This window comes from Robertkochia aurantiaca, from assembly GCF_020166495.1.
In the GTDB taxonomy this organism is placed as follows: domain Bacteria; phylum Bacteroidota; class Bacteroidia; order Flavobacteriales; family Flavobacteriaceae; genus Robertkochia; species Robertkochia aurantiaca.
Genome location: NZ_JAINZS010000001.1, coordinates 41690 through 59772 on the forward strand (window position 1 = coordinate 41690; position 18083 = coordinate 59772).

The following is an 18083-nucleotide window of genomic DNA, read 5'->3' on the forward strand; positions in this document are numbered from 1 at the left end:
ACATTTTTGTTAATGTAAGGTTAAATGGTTAACGTTCCTGATATCAATGCCTTAATTTTGAAAAAATGAGTAGACGCTTATTTGTTCTTCTGGTTATCCTGATGAGCTTATCCTTGATGGGTATCATTTTCGTTCAGGGTTACTGGATAAAAACAGCCGTAGAAGATAAGGAAGAGGTTTTTTCGAATACCATCTCGCAGGTTTTGCAGGATGTTTCAGAAACCATAGAGCAGAGGGAGATCAGATATTATCTGGATAAATCTCTGAACCTGATCGATAGCGTGGGAGACTTCAAAGGCGCAAACCTGAGCGAATACTTTTTTGTAGAGCGAAATCTTAATAATAATGAAACCTTTATATACCGGCATGGTATTCTGGAGGAAGATTACGGGATTCCCTCTTCGTTCTTTGATAGCAATTCTGACACCATTGTTAAAAATTTCAGCAGTCGGCGAACGACACAGATTTTTAAGGAGGAGGTCGGAATAGACGGTAAAGTGTATTCACCGGTAGAACGGTATGAGAAAATAGGCGGGTTCTCTCAATTGGAAAGAGCGGTGTTTGAAGATATGTTGCGGGAAAGGGCTAACAGGGTCCCCATCCATAAGCGTATTAGTCCGCAGGAGATCTCCCTGGCCTTACAGGAAGAATTACAAGACCGGAACATCGACCTGAGCTATGAGTTCGGGGTGTTCAGTAACGGTTTGCCTACCAGGGTGCGTTCAGGTGATTTTGAGCAGCTGGAAAGCGCGATGTACAAGATTCCTGTTTTCAAGAACAGCGACGGGAACAGCAGTTATGACCTCCTGGTCAGTTTTCCTAAGAAAAAGCGTTTCCTTATCTCCTCGATCCTGGAGATGGCGTTGTTAAGTGTTGTTTTTACCCTGATCATAATCGTGGCCTATTCCAGTGCCCTCTATCAGTTGATCAGGCAGAAACAGATCTCGGAAATCAAAACAGATTTCATCAACAATATGACCCACGAGTTCAAGACTCCTATTGCAACGATCAATCTGGCTCTTGACGCGATGAAAAACCCCAAGGCACGGGAAGACAATGAACGCCTGCAGCGGTATTTGCAGATGATCAGAGATGAGAACAAGCGAATGCATGCACAGGTTGAAAATGTGCTTCGTATCTCCAAACTCGAAAAGAACCAGCTCGATATCGCAAAAGACCGGGTAGATGTTCATGAGATTCTTGAAGAAGCTGTGGCGCATGTAGCGCTGATGGTAGAGAACCGGGGCGGGATCATCCACCAGGAACTGAATGCTCCGCGTTCAGAGATCCTGGGTAATGATTTCCATCTCACCAATATTTTCGTGAATATACTTGATAATGCTAATAAATATTCTCCCGAAGCACCTGATATCACCTTAACCACGGAAGTGGTCAAGAACAGTATCGTTGTAAAAATAGCCGATAAGGGAGCCGGGATGAGCAAGGCTGTGCTGAAACGGATTTTTGAAAAATTCTACAGGGAGTCAACCGGAAATATACATAATATCAAAGGACATGGTCTCGGACTGGCTTATGTGAAGAGCATAGTAGATGACCACCAGGGCGAAGTTTACGCCGAAAGTGAAAAAGATAAAGGAAGTACCTTTTTTATAAAGTTACCTTTAATATAAAAATATGGAAACTGTCAATAAGAAAATTTTACTCGTAGAAGATGATCCTAATTTCGGAACCGTTCTTAAGGATTACCTTACCATGAACGATTTTGATGTCACTCTTGCCAAGAATGGTATGGAGGGGTATGAGAAATTCAGGAAAGACAACTATGATCTCTGCATACTCGATGTGATGATGCCCTATAAAGACGGCTTCACACTGGCCAAAGAGATCAGGGAGAAGGATGAGAACGTCCCGATCATTTTCCTTACCGCCAAGACCATGAAGGAAGATGTGCTCAAGGGCTATAAGGTAGGAGCCGATGATTACCTGAATAAACCTTTCGATTCAGAAGTACTGCTTTTTAAGATCAAAGCCATCCTGCAGCGTAAATCGACCGAATCGCTGGCAGACAGTAAGCAGTTTGAATTTGAAATCGGTAATTTCCACCTCAATTCCAAGCTTCGCTTTTTGACTTATAAAGATGAAGAGCCTATAAAACTTTCACCAAAGGAAAACGAATTACTCCGCTTGCTGGCCCTGCATGAGAATGACCTTATGCCAAGGGAGCTCGCATTGACCAAGATATGGCGGGATGATAATTATTTCACTTCCAGAAGTATGGATGTGTATATCGCCAAGCTCCGTAAATACCTGAAAAAGGACGATGATGTTGAAATTCTCAACATTCATGGAGAAGGATTCAGATTGGTGGTAAAGAGTGAAGCTGAGAAATAAAAACCAGGATAAACTTTTCAACAAACCCGGGTAAAACCGGGTTTTTTTATGCAAAATTCTGAAAACCACCCTTTTGTTGATATGCAAGATGCGGCAGAAATAGGGAGTTATTAACTGATTTTTAGCAGTTTTTTTACAATTTAATTGCAGTAAACTGCAGTTTTTTTGTAGGAATATGTATCTTTTCGCCACAAATTTAAACTCAAACGTATGAAAAGACTGCTATTCACGATCCTCCTGCTGGGGGGTATTTCGTTGGGAATGGCTCAATCAGTTTCAGGAACTGTGAGCGACCAACAGGGAATACCGCTGGCCGGAGTGTCGGTATTGATCAAAGGTACCACAGAGGGTACCTCGACGAATTTTGACGGGGAGTACAGCATTGATGCTTCCGGCGATGATGTGTTAATTTTCTCCTATGTGGGGATGCAAACCCTGGAAGTGCCTGTGAACGACAGATCACAGATCAATGTAACCCTTCGTGAAGATGCCCAGGCTCTTGATGAAGTTGTGGTAACAGCCCTTGGTATCGAAAGAGAGAAAAAAGCACTGGGATATGCCTCCCAGGAATTACAGACCGAACAAATTCTTCAGGTTCCGGAAACCAACGTGGTAAGTGCCTTACAAGGAAAAGTGGCCGGTGCACAGGTCACCCGTAATGGTGGTGCTCCCGGACAAGGTTCGCGAATCGTTATTCGTGGTGTAAATTCACTTTCTCCCAACGCTCCCAACCAACCGCTTTTTGTAATTGACGGAATTCCGATCAGTAATGACACCTTTACCGCAGGCGGAGGAGGATTCAGAGGACTGACCAACAGGGCTGCTGATATCAACCTTAATGATGTAGAGAATATTTCTGTTCTAAAAGGAGGTGCGGCAACGGCTCTGTACGGAGTGCGTGGTGCCAACGGGGTGATCGTGATCACTACCCGTTCAGGCCGTGAAGGGCGTACCGAATTCAACCTGAGTGCTACTTCAGGGATCGATTATGTAAATAAGTTTCCTGTAGTACAACGTGAATATACTCAGGGTTATGCCGGTGCATATGATACCAACAGTTTCTGGCCTACATGGGGTCCCACGGTAGCAGAGGCGAGGGAGCTAGATCCTGAGCATCCTGATGAGATCTTTAACAACTTCAGAAATGCCTACCAGACCGGTTACAACACCAACCTGCACTTTGATGCTTCAGGTGGTAACGAAAAGGCAAGCTTCTATGCTTCAGTAGGGCATTTCAACCAGGAAGGGGTACTTCCTTTTGCAGATTTCACCAGAAATTCTGCTAAGATCAATGGTAAGATCAAAGTGGCTGATAACTTTACCATCAACGGTTCTGCCAACTATATCAATTCAGGAGGTAACCGTGTGGATGTGGATCTGTTCAATACACGACTGATCTACTGGGCTCCTGCCAAAGATGTGACCGACTTCGAATTTACCGAAGGACCACTTGCCGGGACCATGAAAGGGTACCGTTTTGACGGACAGGTTGGAAACAACCCGATTTACGGGGCTAAAACCAATCGTTTCGTTGATGATGTTGATCGTTTTATCGGAAACATCGGATTTGACTTTCAGCCTTTTGAGAAGGTGAACATTACTTACCGTTTTGGTATCGACAGTTATAACGACAGCCGTTCTGCCTTTGCTCCCGGGCCTACCGGAATTGAAGGAGAGGCTATTTTTGAAAACAACGGACTCGGTTATGTGAGGGAAACACGTATCAATAGTGAAGATCTTACATCAACCCTGATCGCTACATACCAGACCGATCTGGGCGAAGATTTCGACCTGACGATTCGTGGTGGACTTGATGTATTCCAGAGGGAATATAACAGGGTGACTACCAATGGTAATGAACTTGACGTATATAACTTTTTCGCGTTGCAGAATGCTTCGGTCATCACGGCTGACCAGTTCAGAAGCCTGAGAAGGCTTTATGGAATCTACGGGGAACTGAGTATGTCTTACCGCGATCTGCTTTACCTGACCATAACAGACCGTAATGACTGGTCTTCGACCCTGGGAGAAGACAACCGTTCTTTCAACTATCCTTCTGTGAGTGTAGGTTATATCTTCACTGAGCAATTCAATACACCTTCCTGGTTCCAGTATGGTAAACTGAGAGGTTCATGGTCTCAGGTAGGTAAAGATGCCTTCCAGGCTTACCTTACAGCAGACGGATATGCTCCTGCCAGTGGCTTCCCGATCGATGAAACTACAGGGTGGACCCGTTTCAACCAAAAAGGCGATCCTAACCTGGTGAACGAATTGACCACTGAGATCGAATTCGGTGGAGAGTTCAGAATGTTCGATAACAGACTGGGGCTCGATATTGCCTATTACAAATCGAATTCTGAAAACCAGATCTTAACCGTGCCGGTAGCACTTTCTTCAGGATACAGCGTTTTTGCCACCAATGCCGGGGAGATCCAGAACCAGGGTATCGAGATGATCTTTAATGCCGCTCCCATAAGAACCATGGATTTCGGCTGGGATGTGCTGGTGAACTTCTCTACCAACGATAACGAGGTGATCTCGATCAGAGAGGGATCAGAAAGCATTCCGCTTGGAAGTGACTTCGGGTATGCCGGTAGTACTGCTACTCAGGCCCTTTACCCGGGTCAGTCGTACGGAGCTATTCTCGGTACTTCATACGCCCGTTATTACGAGAACCCGGAAGATGAAGATCCGCTGGTATTGGATGAAGATCGTCCGATCCTGATAGGTGAAGATGGTTTCCCTGTGATAAACCGTGATCAGAAGATCCTGGGTACTTCAACTCCTGACTGGATCATGAATATTCAGAACACCTTCAGGTATAAGAATTTCTCTCTGAGCTTTGCCTTTGATTTCAGGGAAGGTTTCCAGAAGTTTAACAACTTAGATAACTTTATGTCTGCCTTCGGTATTTCTGATTATACGACCAACAGAAATGACGTGGTGGTTTTTGAAGGTGTGACTGCAGACGGACAACCTAATACCCAGGAGGTATTTCTTGGTCAGGCAAATGCTCCTGACGGATTTACTGCCCTGAATGGAGGTTTCTACAGAGCTAACTACAGAGCTGTGACCGAGAATTTCGTTCAGGATGCATCATGGGTGCGTCTTCAGAACCTGAGTCTGAGCTATAATGTTCCTACCAGCCTGATCGATAATATCGGACTGACGAGGGCTTCCCTGTCGTTATCTGGTACCAACCTGTTCCTATGGACCGATTACAACGGTTGGGATCCCGAAGTGTCGATAAATCCGGGTAATGTTGATGGATTTAACGGTCTGGCCGCTCACCCCGGTTTAAAGACCTATGCTGCGACCCTGAAACTATCATTCTAAAAAAATATGACTATGATCAAACGAATAGTATATACATTCATGTTGTCGGTGATCTTCTTCTCATGTGACGATTACCTTGACATTAACGAAAATCCCAACGGGGCTACCACGCCTCCGTTAGATGGATTACTGGCGAACACCACGCAGAAATCAGGTATCAATGTATACAATGTTGGGGGTACCACTTCATTTTACACCCAATATCTCGCTTCGCCAAATGAAGCCAGTGCCACCGATATTTACGAAAGGATCAATACCGATGGTGCCTGGGGAAGTATTTATGATATCCTTTCCGATCTTTACGATATGGAAAGATTCGCCGAGGAATCCAGCTCTGTTTATTATGTTGGAATTGCCAAAACCCTGACTGCGCTGAACCTCGGAATGGCTATTGATGTTTGGGGAGATGTGCCTTTTAATGCAGCTCTTTCATTTGAAAACGTAAGTCCGGCATATGACGATCAGGAAGCTCTCTACGGGCAGCTGATCACCATGCTGGATGAGGCGATAGTAGCCTTTAACCAGGAGAATACCGGAGCCATATTGAGCGGTGACAGTGATTTTATGCATGGCGGTGATGTGGCTGCCTGGATCAAAACAGCCAATGCACTTAAAGCCCGTTATCTGAATCATTTGAGCAACACAGCCTCATATGATCCTGCAGCGGTTAAGTCTGCTCTTGCCGGGGCATATGCGTCGAATGACGATGATGCACAAGTGGTGAGATTCCAGAACAGAAGCCCATGGGGGCAGGTAGCTGTTAATAACCAAAATCTGCTGTTAGGCGGATGGTTATCTGAACAGGTGATCGATGCCATGAACGGTACTACTTTTGGAGTGTTCGACCCGAGACTTCCGCTTATCACCAATCCGCTTCCCGACGGAACTACCTTCAGAGGTACTGTTAACGGAGAAGGACGTATTGGAGACGGAACTGTACAGCAGGAGTGTTACCTGGTGCCGGGTGGTTTTTATTCTTCGGAAGATTCGCCACTACTGGTAGCCACCTATGCAGAGATGAAATTCATCGAGGCTGAAGCCGAACTTCGTTCAGGAAATTCAGATGCCGCTTATGCTGCCTATCTGGAAGGAATTGCTGCCAATATGGATAAAGTGGGTGTAGATCCCGTTGAACGTGATGCATACCTCGCCAATCCCGTTGTAGCGGTTGGAGCAGCAGCTTTGACTCTTGACCTGATCTTCAAGGAGAAGTATGTTGCCATGTTCCTGCATCCGGAGTCATGGGTAGATGCAAGAAGGCATGATTATAACTATGCTGACTTCACGCTTCCCACCAACGCAGAATTAAACGATTTCATACTGAGATTTGATTATCCTGATACAGAATATCAAAGAAACAGATCAAATGTGCCTACTGTTGATCTGCTGACCAATATTTTCTGGGATGTTAATTAATTTGTATTGTAAGTAGAGCAAAAGGCCTTTCCTGTTGGGAAGGCCTTTTTTTATTTCTGCTTTTTTAAAAACTCTGCAAATGTTTATTCAAACTGTATCTTTTTGTCTGGAATAGCCTGAAATCTGAGACGAAAGAATAAGTCCTGTTACCACAAGGTGTGTTCAGGAATATCATCATAGCAATACCGGGGCTGAGCCGTGACTTAATTATCGGGTATCAATTACACTTTAAAAAGGAACAGGGATGCCTGTATGCTCATAGGGTCATTAGTATCCAATGGCTGTCAATGATTTATTTGTGCACAGATGCTAATAAAACAGGCCTCTCCCGATCGGAAAAGGCCTGTTTTTACGGTGTTTAAAATATTATAAAAGGTAATGTGTGGCTATGGTATGAAAACCGCAGAATCTTTCAGGCGAATGATGCCCTGACTGTTCTCATTAAGCAGTCGCTGACTTCTCAGATAGCGACCTGTATTGTACGCATCATAATTCGTTCGGGTGCTGTCGGTACTGCTTATGTGTACATCTCCTGAAGAATGGATGAACTGATTGTCTCCGATCCACATACCGACATGAACGATTTTCTCTGGAGTACTGTCAGTGGCTTTTCTTCCGAAGAATAAGAGGTCACCGGGTTTCAGACTTTCAAAATTACCGGTTGAATCGATTGTGATCCCCTCGTGTACCTGTTGTGAGGCGTCGCGGGGAATGATCATTCCGTTGGCGAAATAAATGGTTTTGGTAAACCCGCTGCAATCTACCCCTTTAGCCGATGTTCCACCCCAGAGATAGGGGAGTCCCATCAGTTTTTTTGCCGTGCTGACAAACGCTTCGCTGTTCTGAGAAGTACCTGCGATCCATTCATTGAAGGGTAAAGCCTCATTCTTTCTTATAAAAGCCTCACGCCCGTCGGGATAGTTAACATGGTAATAGGCATCAGTTTCATTTTTAAGAACCAGGACATCGCCGATAACAAGATCAGAAACCAGGGCTTCCTCCTGCTCATTTGCATAGGAGTGTCCATATTGTTGATTATATATGATCTTAGGAGCTTTCTTCCAGGTGGTAAAGTGCTCAGTTGTCATCAGGCTTATGCCTCCGTCATCTACCCACGCGATATATCGGTCAGGAGTTTGTACCAGGTACCAGCCGCCCACTTTCTTAAGCACCTTAACCGGCGTACCCAGGGTTGCCTGGGTAACAAGTTCAGCGGAATGACGCGGTTCACCTCTTAGGTTGGCCGCCGAAATCTTAATAACGGCCTGGTGTTTGCCTTGCAGTTCAGCTTCAGGGAGTTCTCTGATACTGTCTATAAAACTGACCTGTTCTTCATTTAGCTGCTTGAGAAGGTTGTTCTTGGCTCCGGGGAGATTCGTTTCTCCTTTTAACAGAATCCCGTTAGGTTGTTGTTCGGCGATCACGTGAAAGAGAGCCACTCTTTTATCGGGAGCTTCCGCCTGCTTTATGGAATCGATGATACGGGTTACAGCTTCGTTGCTTTTGTTTTCTTCGGTGCAGGACACTACCGACAATACCAGGGAAGCACCCAGAAGCATATATTTTAAATTTCTATTGATCATGGGTTATTTTTCTGTTTAATATAAGCGTTGAGTAATTTCGTCAGGTTTTTTATATCTGCTACCGTATGGGCGGCGCTGAGCACGATTCTGCACATTAGAGGAGAATCCGGGTCGGGATACCTGAAGTTGGTAATGATCACTCCATTGTCTTCAAGATAACGCGGAAGTTCTTCATCCTGGGTGGTAAAACAGGGATAATCGTCAACGTAGAGAAAACGGGATGGAGTGTTCAGTTCATTTAAAAATAAGCTTACGTTTCTGAACAGTTTACTTCGTTGTTCTCTGATTAGGGGATAGGCTTTCTGCACCGTTCTCAGGTTTCCCGGGTTTGCAGGACTGGCACCTCCTGTCCAGCCGTGAGCCATGATCTTTTCGATGCGCTCATGCTTTCCGGCGATAAAGCCTGCCTGGATACCAAAAGCCTTCCCCAGGGAACTGCAGCAGATCAATTCTGAAGGGCTCAGGGATAACAGTTTTTTGAAATTACCTCCGCCATCAGGGCCTGTAATTCCCAGACCATGAGAATCATCTGCAATCAGGAGAAGTTTTTCCACCGGAAACCTTGTGAGCCACGAAAAATCCATGGGCTTTTTTCCGGCAAAATCGATGGTGTCAAATACCACCGCGGTTCTTATGCCGCTTTCAAGGCTTCTGCTGACCCTGTTATATAATTCTTCCAGGTCATTAGCCGTGAATTCCTGAGTACCGTTCCAGGCGATATGTGTACCGGGTGCGCGATAAACAGCTATGTTCTCTTCCTCAAGTACCTGCAGTAGCAAACGGCAGGCCAGAAAGCCTGATGAAGTACTGATTCCGGCTTCGGAACCTGTGATACCAGCCAGGAATGCCTCGCTTTCTCTCAGGGCGGGAAACTGCACGTTGGCCTTCCTCGAAGCGGCATATACCGTACCATACCTTCGTATGGACTCTGTGTAAACTTCCAGAAATCCACCGTGGTGCTGGAGTCCGAGATAAGACGTTCCGCCGAAATAGAGAAACCTCCTTCCGCCGGAAACTATCTCCCTGCCGGGAAATTGATCGATCTCATGAATCATTATAACAAGTTTACTCCGCAGCCGGGCTCATCAGGAAACAATACCCTGGCATCTTTGGTGATTTTTACACCGGTTGCAATATCGGTCTTTAACAACATGGCGCCGTCCATATCGACATAATCGAGTTGTGGCAGCAATTGAGCAATGGCTGAGATACCCACTGTTGACTCGGTCATGCACCCCACCATGACCTTCATGTTCAGTTCTTTGGCTTTTTTTATCATTCGAAGAGCAGGGGTGAGGCCTCCGCATTTGGTCAGTTTGATGTTGATTCCATGAAAATGGCCGTGACATTTTTCGACATCTTCTTCAACGATACAGCTTTCATCAGCAATTACAGGAAGTACCGATTCTTGCATCAGTAATTTATATCCTTCCAGATCATCGGCTTTTAATGGTTGCTCCAGGAATTCGACTCCCAATTTTTTCAATTCTTTCGCATATCCTATGGTGTCTTCTGCGGTCCAGGCGCAATTGGCATCGATTCGAAAAACGGCATCAGAAGCTTTTCGCAATTCTCTGACAATGGCCACATCATCATCTGTTCCCAGTTTAATTTTATAGAGAGGCCATGGTTTAGCCTTCATTTTCGCTACCATTTTTTCAATGCTGTCGATTCCGATGGTATAATTGGTAAGAGGGTATTGGTCGTTATCGGTACCCCAGATCTGATAGAGGGGCTTACCTTTTAATTTTCCGTAGAGATCGTAAGCAGCCAGATCAAGAGCACAAATGGCAAAATTACTGAGGCCTTTTTCCTTGAGAAAGCTATGAAATACGGCAGGGTCATCAAGATCCCAGGCTTCGATCTGCGGACGAATAGCTTCGATTTCTTCTTTCATCGATTCGACCGTAATTTTATAATAGGGATTCGAAGTCGCCTCGCCGTAGCCCGTTTTACCCTCCTGGCTCAGAGCAACGATAAGGCTGTCCTGATAATCATGTGATTCCCGGGAAATACTGAAGGTGTACTCCAGCTCCAGCACATATTTTTTTAATTCTACGTTCATGAAGATAGTGTGATTAATTTAAAGTTTTTTATTTACCTGTTCAACAAAAGTAACGGATAAAATTTGCACTATCAGCGCCAAAACGCAAAAAAATATTGCAAAATATTGCAAAAGGAATCGTTGAAAAATCCGGCTGGTCTTTGTGAAATAAGCTTGATTCAGGCTTTTTGTATGATTACCGGCACAAGGGGCTTTAAGGAGTTGCTTCTATCCGAAAAGAAGAGATGTCCCGGAACGGTTTGACCTTAACTATCATGTTATCAGGAGGAATTATGAACTTAGAATTCTCTCCGGTCCCGCCAGTCATAATCACTTTTGATTCGTTCGTTTTTAAGATGAAGCCTTTGAAGCATCTGTTGAATTTCGTCATTCGACAGGTATTTACCATCGACAAATATACCTGCCATTTTTTGCAGGTTTTCCAGATTTTTCAAGGGGTTGGCTTCCAATATCAAAAGGTCTGCCAGCTTTCCTTCTTCAACGGTTCCGACCTTATGGTCTATTCCAAGCCACTCTGCAGGAAGTCTGGTCGCGGCAGCAAGTGTCTGTTCCGGGGATAATCCGGCCTGTTCTAACAGATGTAATTCGTCGTGAAGGGCATAACCCCATATCACTCCTGATGAGCCGGAATCGGTGCCGGCAACCATGGGTACACCGGCTTTATGAAATGCCCCGACGAGTACTTTATTAAATTCTGCCAGGTCTTCCAGGTGGTTAACGCGTTGGGGGCTGCTTCCGATGTAATTTTTATTGGAAACAATCCACTTGCTTTGCATGAGAGGGTGCACCAATTCGAAGCCTGCGAGGGATTTTGTTGTTTCAAGTGTGCGGGCCTGCTCTGCCATACGTTCCATTACGATCAGGGTAGTAGTAAGCCAGAGATCATGTTTTAAGGCCATTTCTGCAAATTCTTCTGCTTTCTCAAGGTTCAATGTGTCAGCCTGCTTGGCAAACTCTTCGGCATGAGCGACCATACTGATTCTGGAAACAGCTTCTTCGGTTCTGCCCTTAAAGGTGTCGGGGATGTGACCGATTACCTTCATGTTCAGCTCACGGGCTTCCTGAACGATGGCATTAAATGTACTTTCAGAAAGATGTGAATATACCTTTATAAATTCATATCCTTCTGCTTTAGCACTTCTTACAGCCTGTTTTCCGGCTTCGGGAGTATTTACCCTGTCGAAACCTCTTCCTCCGTCGAGGAGTTTGGCAAGAGCCATTCTCGGACCGATCGCTTTACCTCCGGCGATCTCATTTCGCTGAGCTATGTGTTCAGCCCGGGCATTCAGTTCAAATGTTGTGGTAATTCCGTTAGCGATATACAGCAACATGAAGTCCTGGGTGTCAAAAAATATGGTGGCCGGTTTAGTCGGATATTTTTCACCGAAGTCTATATCAGCCAATCCGTGTACATGCATGTCTATGAGACCGGGCATAACCCATTTTCCTGTTGCTTCGATAATCGTTGCGTTCTTCGGCACGGGTTTATTGATACCCGTGATAACGCCATTTTCGATAAGCAAGTTGACGTTTTGTATAATCTCATTCTTAGGTTTAAGGGTGATAATATTCACGTTTCTGATCACATATGCAGTAACTTCACTCTTCTTCATGCTGTCACTCTGATGGGTGGGATTATATATCGACTGGGCCTTTGAATTATGAAAGCCAAGAAACAGAAAAAGTATGCAGCCTGATATGTTTATATATAGATTCATTTTTGATTTTTTAGTTCAAGTACGAGTTTGTCGGTTGATTTTTGGGTGAGGCTATTCTGCAGTGCCGTTGATCTCTTTACCCAGGGAGAGATGTTGTTCTATCAGGTCGAAATAGAGTTGGTTTCCTGAATCGCTATTGGTGAAAATAACGATGCCTTCGCCGGTTTCCGGAAGCATCATCACCAGGGTATTGACTCCGATGTCTCCTCCGGTATGAAGAAGTGCAAATTGATCGTCTTTCAGACCTGGAAGCATTTCCCACCCGAGGGTCATGGCCACAGCTTCCTGAGAATTATTGGCCTGCTTTGCCATCTGGCTGTACAGGGAATCTCCCTCTGCTATTTTTCTCATGATATAGCTGGTGAAAAGTCCGTAGTCATAGATAGTGGTCAGCAGGTTGTCTGCAGCACTTGCCGTTGCATGTTTTTCGGTGGGGTAGGTGTCTGTTCCACCGGCTTTATGCCAGCGGGCAAATTTTTCATCATCTATTGATTCATTCCATACCAGGCTGCTGTTATGCATTCCCAAGGGTTTAAAAACCAGTGAATCAACCAGCTTTTCAAGAGGTTGATCAAATTTGGCTTCCAGGGCATGCTTGAGGTATTCGAACCCTTCTCCGGAATAACCGGTGTCAGTTCCCGGTTTGAAAATGAATTTCAGTTCGTTGTCTTCGTTTTCCCACCTCCAGTTTTGAAACCCTGATTGGTGGGTTAGAATATGACGTGTGGTCAGCAGTTCACTGCTGGGGTCATTTTTCACATCGGGATCGGTGTAATAGTCTGCCAATGGTTGATCGAGGGACCATGAACCATTTTCGACAAGCCTGAGGGTTGTGAGGGTGATTATTGGTTTGGTCAGCGAGGCTACATTGAATACGGCATCAACGGGGGCCTGTTCTCCCTTGTATATTTCTCCTGCCACCTGTACGCTTTTGAGCTCCCCGTCTTTTATCAAAGCCAAACCAAGAGTCGGAACCCCGTGTTTCTTTATTAATTCCTGAAGTGGCTCATTTTTACTGACAGGCACTTCTTTGGTTTTGTCGCCCGGGGAGAAGTGATCATAGCTGAGAACTGTTTGTAATACAAAATCTTCATCTTGTTTAAGCCACAGATGGGTGAAAAGAGCGGTGCTTGTGAGGTAGGTGTCGCCCGCACGCTCTCGGGCATAAAATTCATGAATCCCCTTTTGTATGGCTGCATATACCTTCCCGTTTCTTTTCAGGGCATAGACCTCGGTATATTCGGGCAGTAGTTTACGAAGGGGTCTGTACGAGATGCCGCATATGTTCTTGCGGGTGGTTTCCATAAAGGCATTTTTTCCTTGGGTGATGCCTGACTGATCATGATAAAAAGTGATGCTGTCAGACACTACACCTGAAAGTGCCTGTATATCGCAATTGTTAAAGCCTGCATCGAACAATAGGCTGTCGGCTTTCATGATTTGCTGAAATAAACCGGTATCGGATTTGACCTGGGTATGGGCAACCTGAACCGATATGAAAAGTATGAATGAAAGAGAGATATTTCTAAACATGATGATTGATGATGAAAAATATGAAAGTTGATGAAGCTCAGAGAGCCAAACGGGATCCTGCTCTCTGATTGTGATAAAAAAAAGGTATGTACTCCTGTGGGAATACATACCTTATTGGTTGGTTGTGCTTTAGTCTTTGGCAATTCGCCTTGCCTGTCCTGCATTTTTTACATCGCCACCTGAGCTGGTTTCGACTTCGAGGCTTTCAGAACTGTTGAGCAGGATGTCTGCTCCACTGCTGGCCTCGGCGCGGGCCGTTCGGGCCTGTAATTTATCAGCATTGATATCGCTGCCGCTGCTTGCCTCTGCTTCAATACGGTCTGTGGTGCCGTAGATAAAAATATCTGAACCACTGCTGGATTCTGCATGTACGTCTGTTGCTTCGACTTCTATTCTGATATCTGCACCGCTGGATGCTTCCAGATGCAAGCTGGAAACCTGAAGACTTCCCATACTCTCCACATCGGCTCCGCTGGTCGATACGACCCCTGTCAGATCAGGTAACTGTACATATACTTTTTTGGATAGCGCTTTTCCGATAGGTTTTTCGCAATGTATTTTCAGCTCCCCCTCTTTGACTTCGGTGATGATCAGGTCTGCGATGTTTTCATCGGCTTCAATACTTATGGCATGTTCATCTCCCTGAGAGATAAATACGTCCAGGCCTTCGTGGGCGCTTACTACAGAAAAGTCTGCTGAAGGCTGACGGTCTTCGGTTATTACATTTCCATTTCCTTTCACTCCGTTTGAGAAGGAGAAATCTGTGAGACAGGAGGTCGACAGGATCGACACTATCAGAACGGTTACTATTTTAATTAAGGTACTCATGATTTTTGATTTTTTGATGATGATTATTATTTACTTATGCGTTGGTTGTGTCTGTTTCGATCGCTAATGAATCGGATGGATTTTCTGTGCCTGATTCATCGGTATCAGGAATTCTGCTGCCCGGGCAATCGAGACATCTTAATTCTCCGTCTTTCTCAACTTTCCAGTAATGCCCGGCCATCCGGCGACCGTAATAGTCCATATTGTTCGGGGTGCTGACTATATGACCTCTAACAGATGGTTTCAGATAGATCACGGTGTTCACCGGCAGGTGAAGAGTGATGTTCACCTCTTGTTCCCTGAACTTGTTATCGATATCTGTGGTCCAGTGATCATCAAAGGTGAGCAGGTTCCCGCTGAAACTGTGGTTAAACTGAATTTTTTCCGCTCTTTCCGCAGCATCCTGGAAGTCTCCCCCCTGAGCCTCTTTTGTGATCTTCATATAGGCTGTGCTGTCTTCTGATGACCTGATTCGAAAATCGATGTCGTCTGAGTATATCATTTTCTGCTCCCCGTCGTAAACAATATCAAAATCAGAATCGTTAAAGATGCGATTGGTAAAGCGGTCTCTGGTATTCATACCAATTTCAAGGGTATCAACGGGAGCCGTGTACAAGGTCACTTCGTTGGTCGAGTTTCCGGAGAAACTGTGTTGTGTGGCACTTGTCACTCCTAAAACGATCAGGCCGATCAGTGAGAGCAACCAGATTCCCAGGAGGGAGAAGCGTGCGACATTCCCCATTGATTTAAGATTGTTTACAAGTATCTTCAGTCCCAGGTAGAACAGCACAAAAAAGGGAATCCCCACTGCGAACAGTGATAACAATGACACCAGCCATACCGGAGCATCTACCGAGGTATAGACCAGGTCTGTCCAGGGGCCGCCTCCGAAAACATCAAGGGTTCCCGCAGTGAAAAGACCGATAAACAAGGCTACCATGGCGGCACCTCCGATAATCAGCAGCAGGATTCCGATAAATTTACCGGCCACCTTCAGCAGAAAGAACAGGATGTCACCCAAGGAGTCGAAAAAATTCCTGGACCCCTTTTTTACGTTCTCGCCTACCTGATCGTAATCGACGCTTTTTACACGGTCGGTCACATTATCGATCCCTTCTTTAATTTTTTTTTCAATGTTCGTGATGTTCACCGGCTCTCCGGTCATGGCGATCTTCTCGGCCGTGGTGGTGGCTTCAGGTACCAGGATCCAGAATAAGATGTAGGCAAGAATTCCAAAACCTGAAGAGAATACGGCGAAAAGCAGGAAGAACAAGCGAACCCAGATAGCATCGATCCCCAGGTAGTGTCCCAGACCTGAACAAACACCTGCTATATATTTATGATCTGTATCGCGGTATAGTTTTTTTGCCGGCTGGGTGCTTTTGCTTCTGGTGGCCCGGGGCTGGTCGTCAAATATCTCATCATCGACCAGGTAATCTTCGGGCTGTCCCATGATCGTGATTATTTCGTCTACTTCCTTCACCGAAATCACCTGTCTTTCATGCTGCATTCTCTCGGAGAATAATTCAGCGATTCTGGCTTCGATATCGGCGATGATCTCATCTCTTCCCTGCGAATCTGTAAAGGAGCGTCTGATGGCATCCAGATAACGCTGCAACTTTAGATAGGCATTTTCATCTATGTGGAAGAAAGTGTTTGCCAGGTTGATATTTATAGTCTTATTCATCGTTGTTGTTTTTTTGTCGGGTTACGGTATTTACTGCGTTCTTCAGTTCTCCCCAGGTACTATCCAGTTCCCGGAGGAAGATCTTACCATTTTCGGTAAGTGCGTAATATTTGCGGGGTGGACCAGAGGAAGACTCTTCCCAGCGGTAATTAAGCAATCCCGCATTCTTTAATCTGGTAAGCAAGGGATAAATGGTTCCCTCTACGACCAGCATCTTGGCGTCTTTCAGCGTATCGAGAATCTCAGAGGCGTATTTATCTTCTCCTTCCAATATGGAAAGGATGCAATACTCCAGGACTCCTTTTCGCATTTGCGCCTTTGTGTTTTCTATATTCATGGTTTCATAATGCTTTAAATTAAACTGTTCGTTTTTTGATTGATAAATGACTCATTGGCTGAATCTGATTGATTGATTGATTGATGAATTTTAATGCTATTATCGTATAAAATTAATGGTCGCCGGATATCGGTAGGCTTCTCCTTCATTCGCCCTGATGGCGGCCAGAATACTGCAAACCACATCCAGCATGAGCAAGACCAGGCTTAGCAGGCCGGCGATTCCTACCGGAATGATCAGGAACCCGAGGTCGCTCAGATGGCGTAGCTGAAAATCAACCTCGTGTACGTTGTGATCCAGGATATCGAGGTGACCGATAAAATCCCAGGCTCCTGCTATAACGAAAGGAATGGTTACAAGCCCGAGTATAATGCTGTAAAGCAAAATGCTGATCTGGAAGTTCAGGGCCTGCTTTCCGTGATGATCGACAAAGGCTGCCTTATTCTTATTGGAAGTCCACAATATCAGGGGTATGATAAAGTTTCCAAAAGGGATGAAATATTTCGAGAAAGTTGAAATGTGAATGATGCTCGAGATATTACGTTCGTGTTTGTTGATTGCGGTGTCCATTTTTTGATTGATGATTATTAGGTTTTATAAGATTACTTGGTTTACCATGTAATTTCTTATACAAATATATATCTAAAAACAGGTATTATGCAAAACATAGTACCTAAATTTAACAAAATATTATGATTTGAGAAAAAACGGCGGGATCGGGATTAATTCCCTAATTTTGAAGGAAAGCGAAAGAAACACATGATAATTACAGCGTCTAAACTCAATAAATTCCTTATGATGAAATTGCCTGCTGCATGGATGTGCGGGGTACGGGTAAAACAGATGGATGAGAATGGTTGTACCACCGCAGTGCGATACAGATGGATCAATCAAAACCCCTTTGGATCCATGTTTTGGGCCGTGCAGGGCATGGCAGCCGAACTCGCAACCGGGGCACTGGTCATGGGAAAGATCAAAAGCAGTGGAAAGCGTATTTCCATGCTGGTGGCCAATAACAAGGCCAGCTTTTCTAAAAAGGCAAAGGGGCGTATTATTTTTAGTTGTCAGGAGGGCGGCAAGATCGATTATGCTATAGCCCGCACCATTGAGACCGGTGAAGGGCAAACGTTCTGGATGCAGGCCAGGGGAGTTGACGAGGCAGGTGATACCGTCTCGGTCTTTGATTTTGAATGGACCATAAAACTGAAATAATAATCAACTTATAAGA

General features: G+C 45.0%; 14 protein-coding genes. 5 read left to right on the forward strand and 9 right to left on the reverse strand.

Going from position 1 to position 18083, the window contains the following annotated elements:
- Window positions 1-65: 65 nt before the first annotated feature.
- The 4 genes from K7R10_RS00200 (at window position 66) to K7R10_RS00215 (ending at window position 7104) form a co-directional block, all read left to right on the forward strand.
- Window positions 66-1631: a sensor histidine kinase gene (locus K7R10_RS00200; protein WP_224482638.1), complete on the forward strand. Its 1566-nt coding sequence runs from the start codon at window positions 66-68 to the stop codon at window positions 1629-1631.
- Between the two features lie 4 nt (window positions 1632-1635).
- Complete coding sequence (locus K7R10_RS00205; protein ID WP_224482639.1) at window positions 1636-2352, forward strand: response regulator transcription factor; 717 nt, start codon at window positions 1636-1638, stop codon at window positions 2350-2352.
- Between the two features lie 210 nt (window positions 2353-2562).
- Window positions 2563-5688, forward strand: a complete 3126-nt coding sequence (locus K7R10_RS00210; RefSeq protein WP_224482641.1) for a SusC/RagA family TonB-linked outer membrane protein — start codon at window positions 2563-2565, stop codon at window positions 5686-5688.
- 12 nt (window positions 5689-5700) lie between these two features.
- Window positions 5701-7104, forward strand: a complete 1404-nt coding sequence (locus tag K7R10_RS00215; RefSeq protein ID WP_224482642.1) for a SusD/RagB family nutrient-binding outer membrane lipoprotein — start codon at window positions 5701-5703, stop codon at window positions 7102-7104.
- A 386-nt stretch (window positions 7105-7490) separates the two neighbouring features.
- On the opposite strand, the gene K7R10_RS00220 is transcribed toward K7R10_RS00215, so the two are convergent.
- The 9 genes from K7R10_RS00220 to K7R10_RS00260 form a co-directional block, all read right to left on the reverse strand.
- On the reverse strand, window positions 7491-8687 hold the full coding sequence (locus tag K7R10_RS00220) for a C40 family peptidase (RefSeq protein WP_224482643.1): 1197 nt from the start codon (window positions 8685-8687) through the stop codon (window positions 7491-7493).
- A complete protein-coding gene (locus K7R10_RS00225; protein WP_224482645.1) occupies window positions 8684-9742 on the reverse strand; it encodes an aminotransferase class I/II-fold pyridoxal phosphate-dependent enzyme in 1059 nt (352 codons plus the stop codon). The genes K7R10_RS00220 and K7R10_RS00225 overlap by 4 nt, the downstream gene beginning before the upstream one ends.
- Window positions 9742-10752, reverse strand: a complete 1011-nt coding sequence (locus tag K7R10_RS00230) for a dipeptide epimerase (protein WP_224482647.1) — start codon at window positions 10750-10752, stop codon at window positions 9742-9744. Before K7R10_RS00230 ends, K7R10_RS00225 begins: the two co-directional genes overlap by 1 nt.
- Window positions 10753-11030: 278 nt before the next feature.
- Window positions 11031-12470: an amidohydrolase family protein gene (locus K7R10_RS00235; RefSeq protein ID WP_224482648.1), complete on the reverse strand. Its 1440-nt coding sequence runs from the start codon at window positions 12468-12470 to the stop codon at window positions 11031-11033.
- A gap of 51 nt (window positions 12471-12521) precedes the next feature.
- Window positions 12522-14003, reverse strand: a complete 1482-nt coding sequence (locus K7R10_RS00240) for a serine hydrolase (RefSeq protein WP_224482649.1) — start codon at window positions 14001-14003, stop codon at window positions 12522-12524.
- A 129-nt stretch (window positions 14004-14132) separates the two neighbouring features.
- Complete coding sequence (locus tag K7R10_RS00245) at window positions 14133-14831, reverse strand: head GIN domain-containing protein (RefSeq protein ID WP_224482650.1); 699 nt, start codon at window positions 14829-14831, stop codon at window positions 14133-14135.
- Between the two features lie 34 nt (window positions 14832-14865).
- Window positions 14866-16518 (reverse strand): PspC domain-containing protein, encoded by a 1653-nt coding sequence (locus K7R10_RS00250; protein WP_224482651.1) that lies wholly within the window; start codon window positions 16516-16518, stop codon window positions 14866-14868.
- The gene (locus K7R10_RS00255; protein WP_224482652.1) at window positions 16511-16855 is read right to left on the reverse strand and encodes a PadR family transcriptional regulator; all 345 of its coding nucleotides are present in this window, start codon (window positions 16853-16855) and stop codon (window positions 16511-16513) included. Before K7R10_RS00255 ends, K7R10_RS00250 begins: the two co-directional genes overlap by 8 nt.
- Before the next feature lie 99 nt (window positions 16856-16954).
- Window positions 16955-17425 carry a DUF4870 domain-containing protein gene (locus K7R10_RS00260; RefSeq protein ID WP_224482653.1) on the reverse strand — a complete coding sequence of 157 codons (471 nt, stop codon included), beginning with the start codon at window positions 17423-17425 and terminating at the stop codon, window positions 16955-16957.
- A gap of 189 nt (window positions 17426-17614) precedes the next feature.
- Here K7R10_RS00260 and K7R10_RS00265 point away from each other — a divergent pair, with 189 nt between their 5' ends.
- On the forward strand, window positions 17615-18067 hold the full coding sequence (locus K7R10_RS00265; protein ID WP_224482654.1) for a DUF4442 domain-containing protein: 453 nt from the start codon (window positions 17615-17617) through the stop codon (window positions 18065-18067).
- Window positions 18068-18083: the final 16 nt, after the last annotated feature.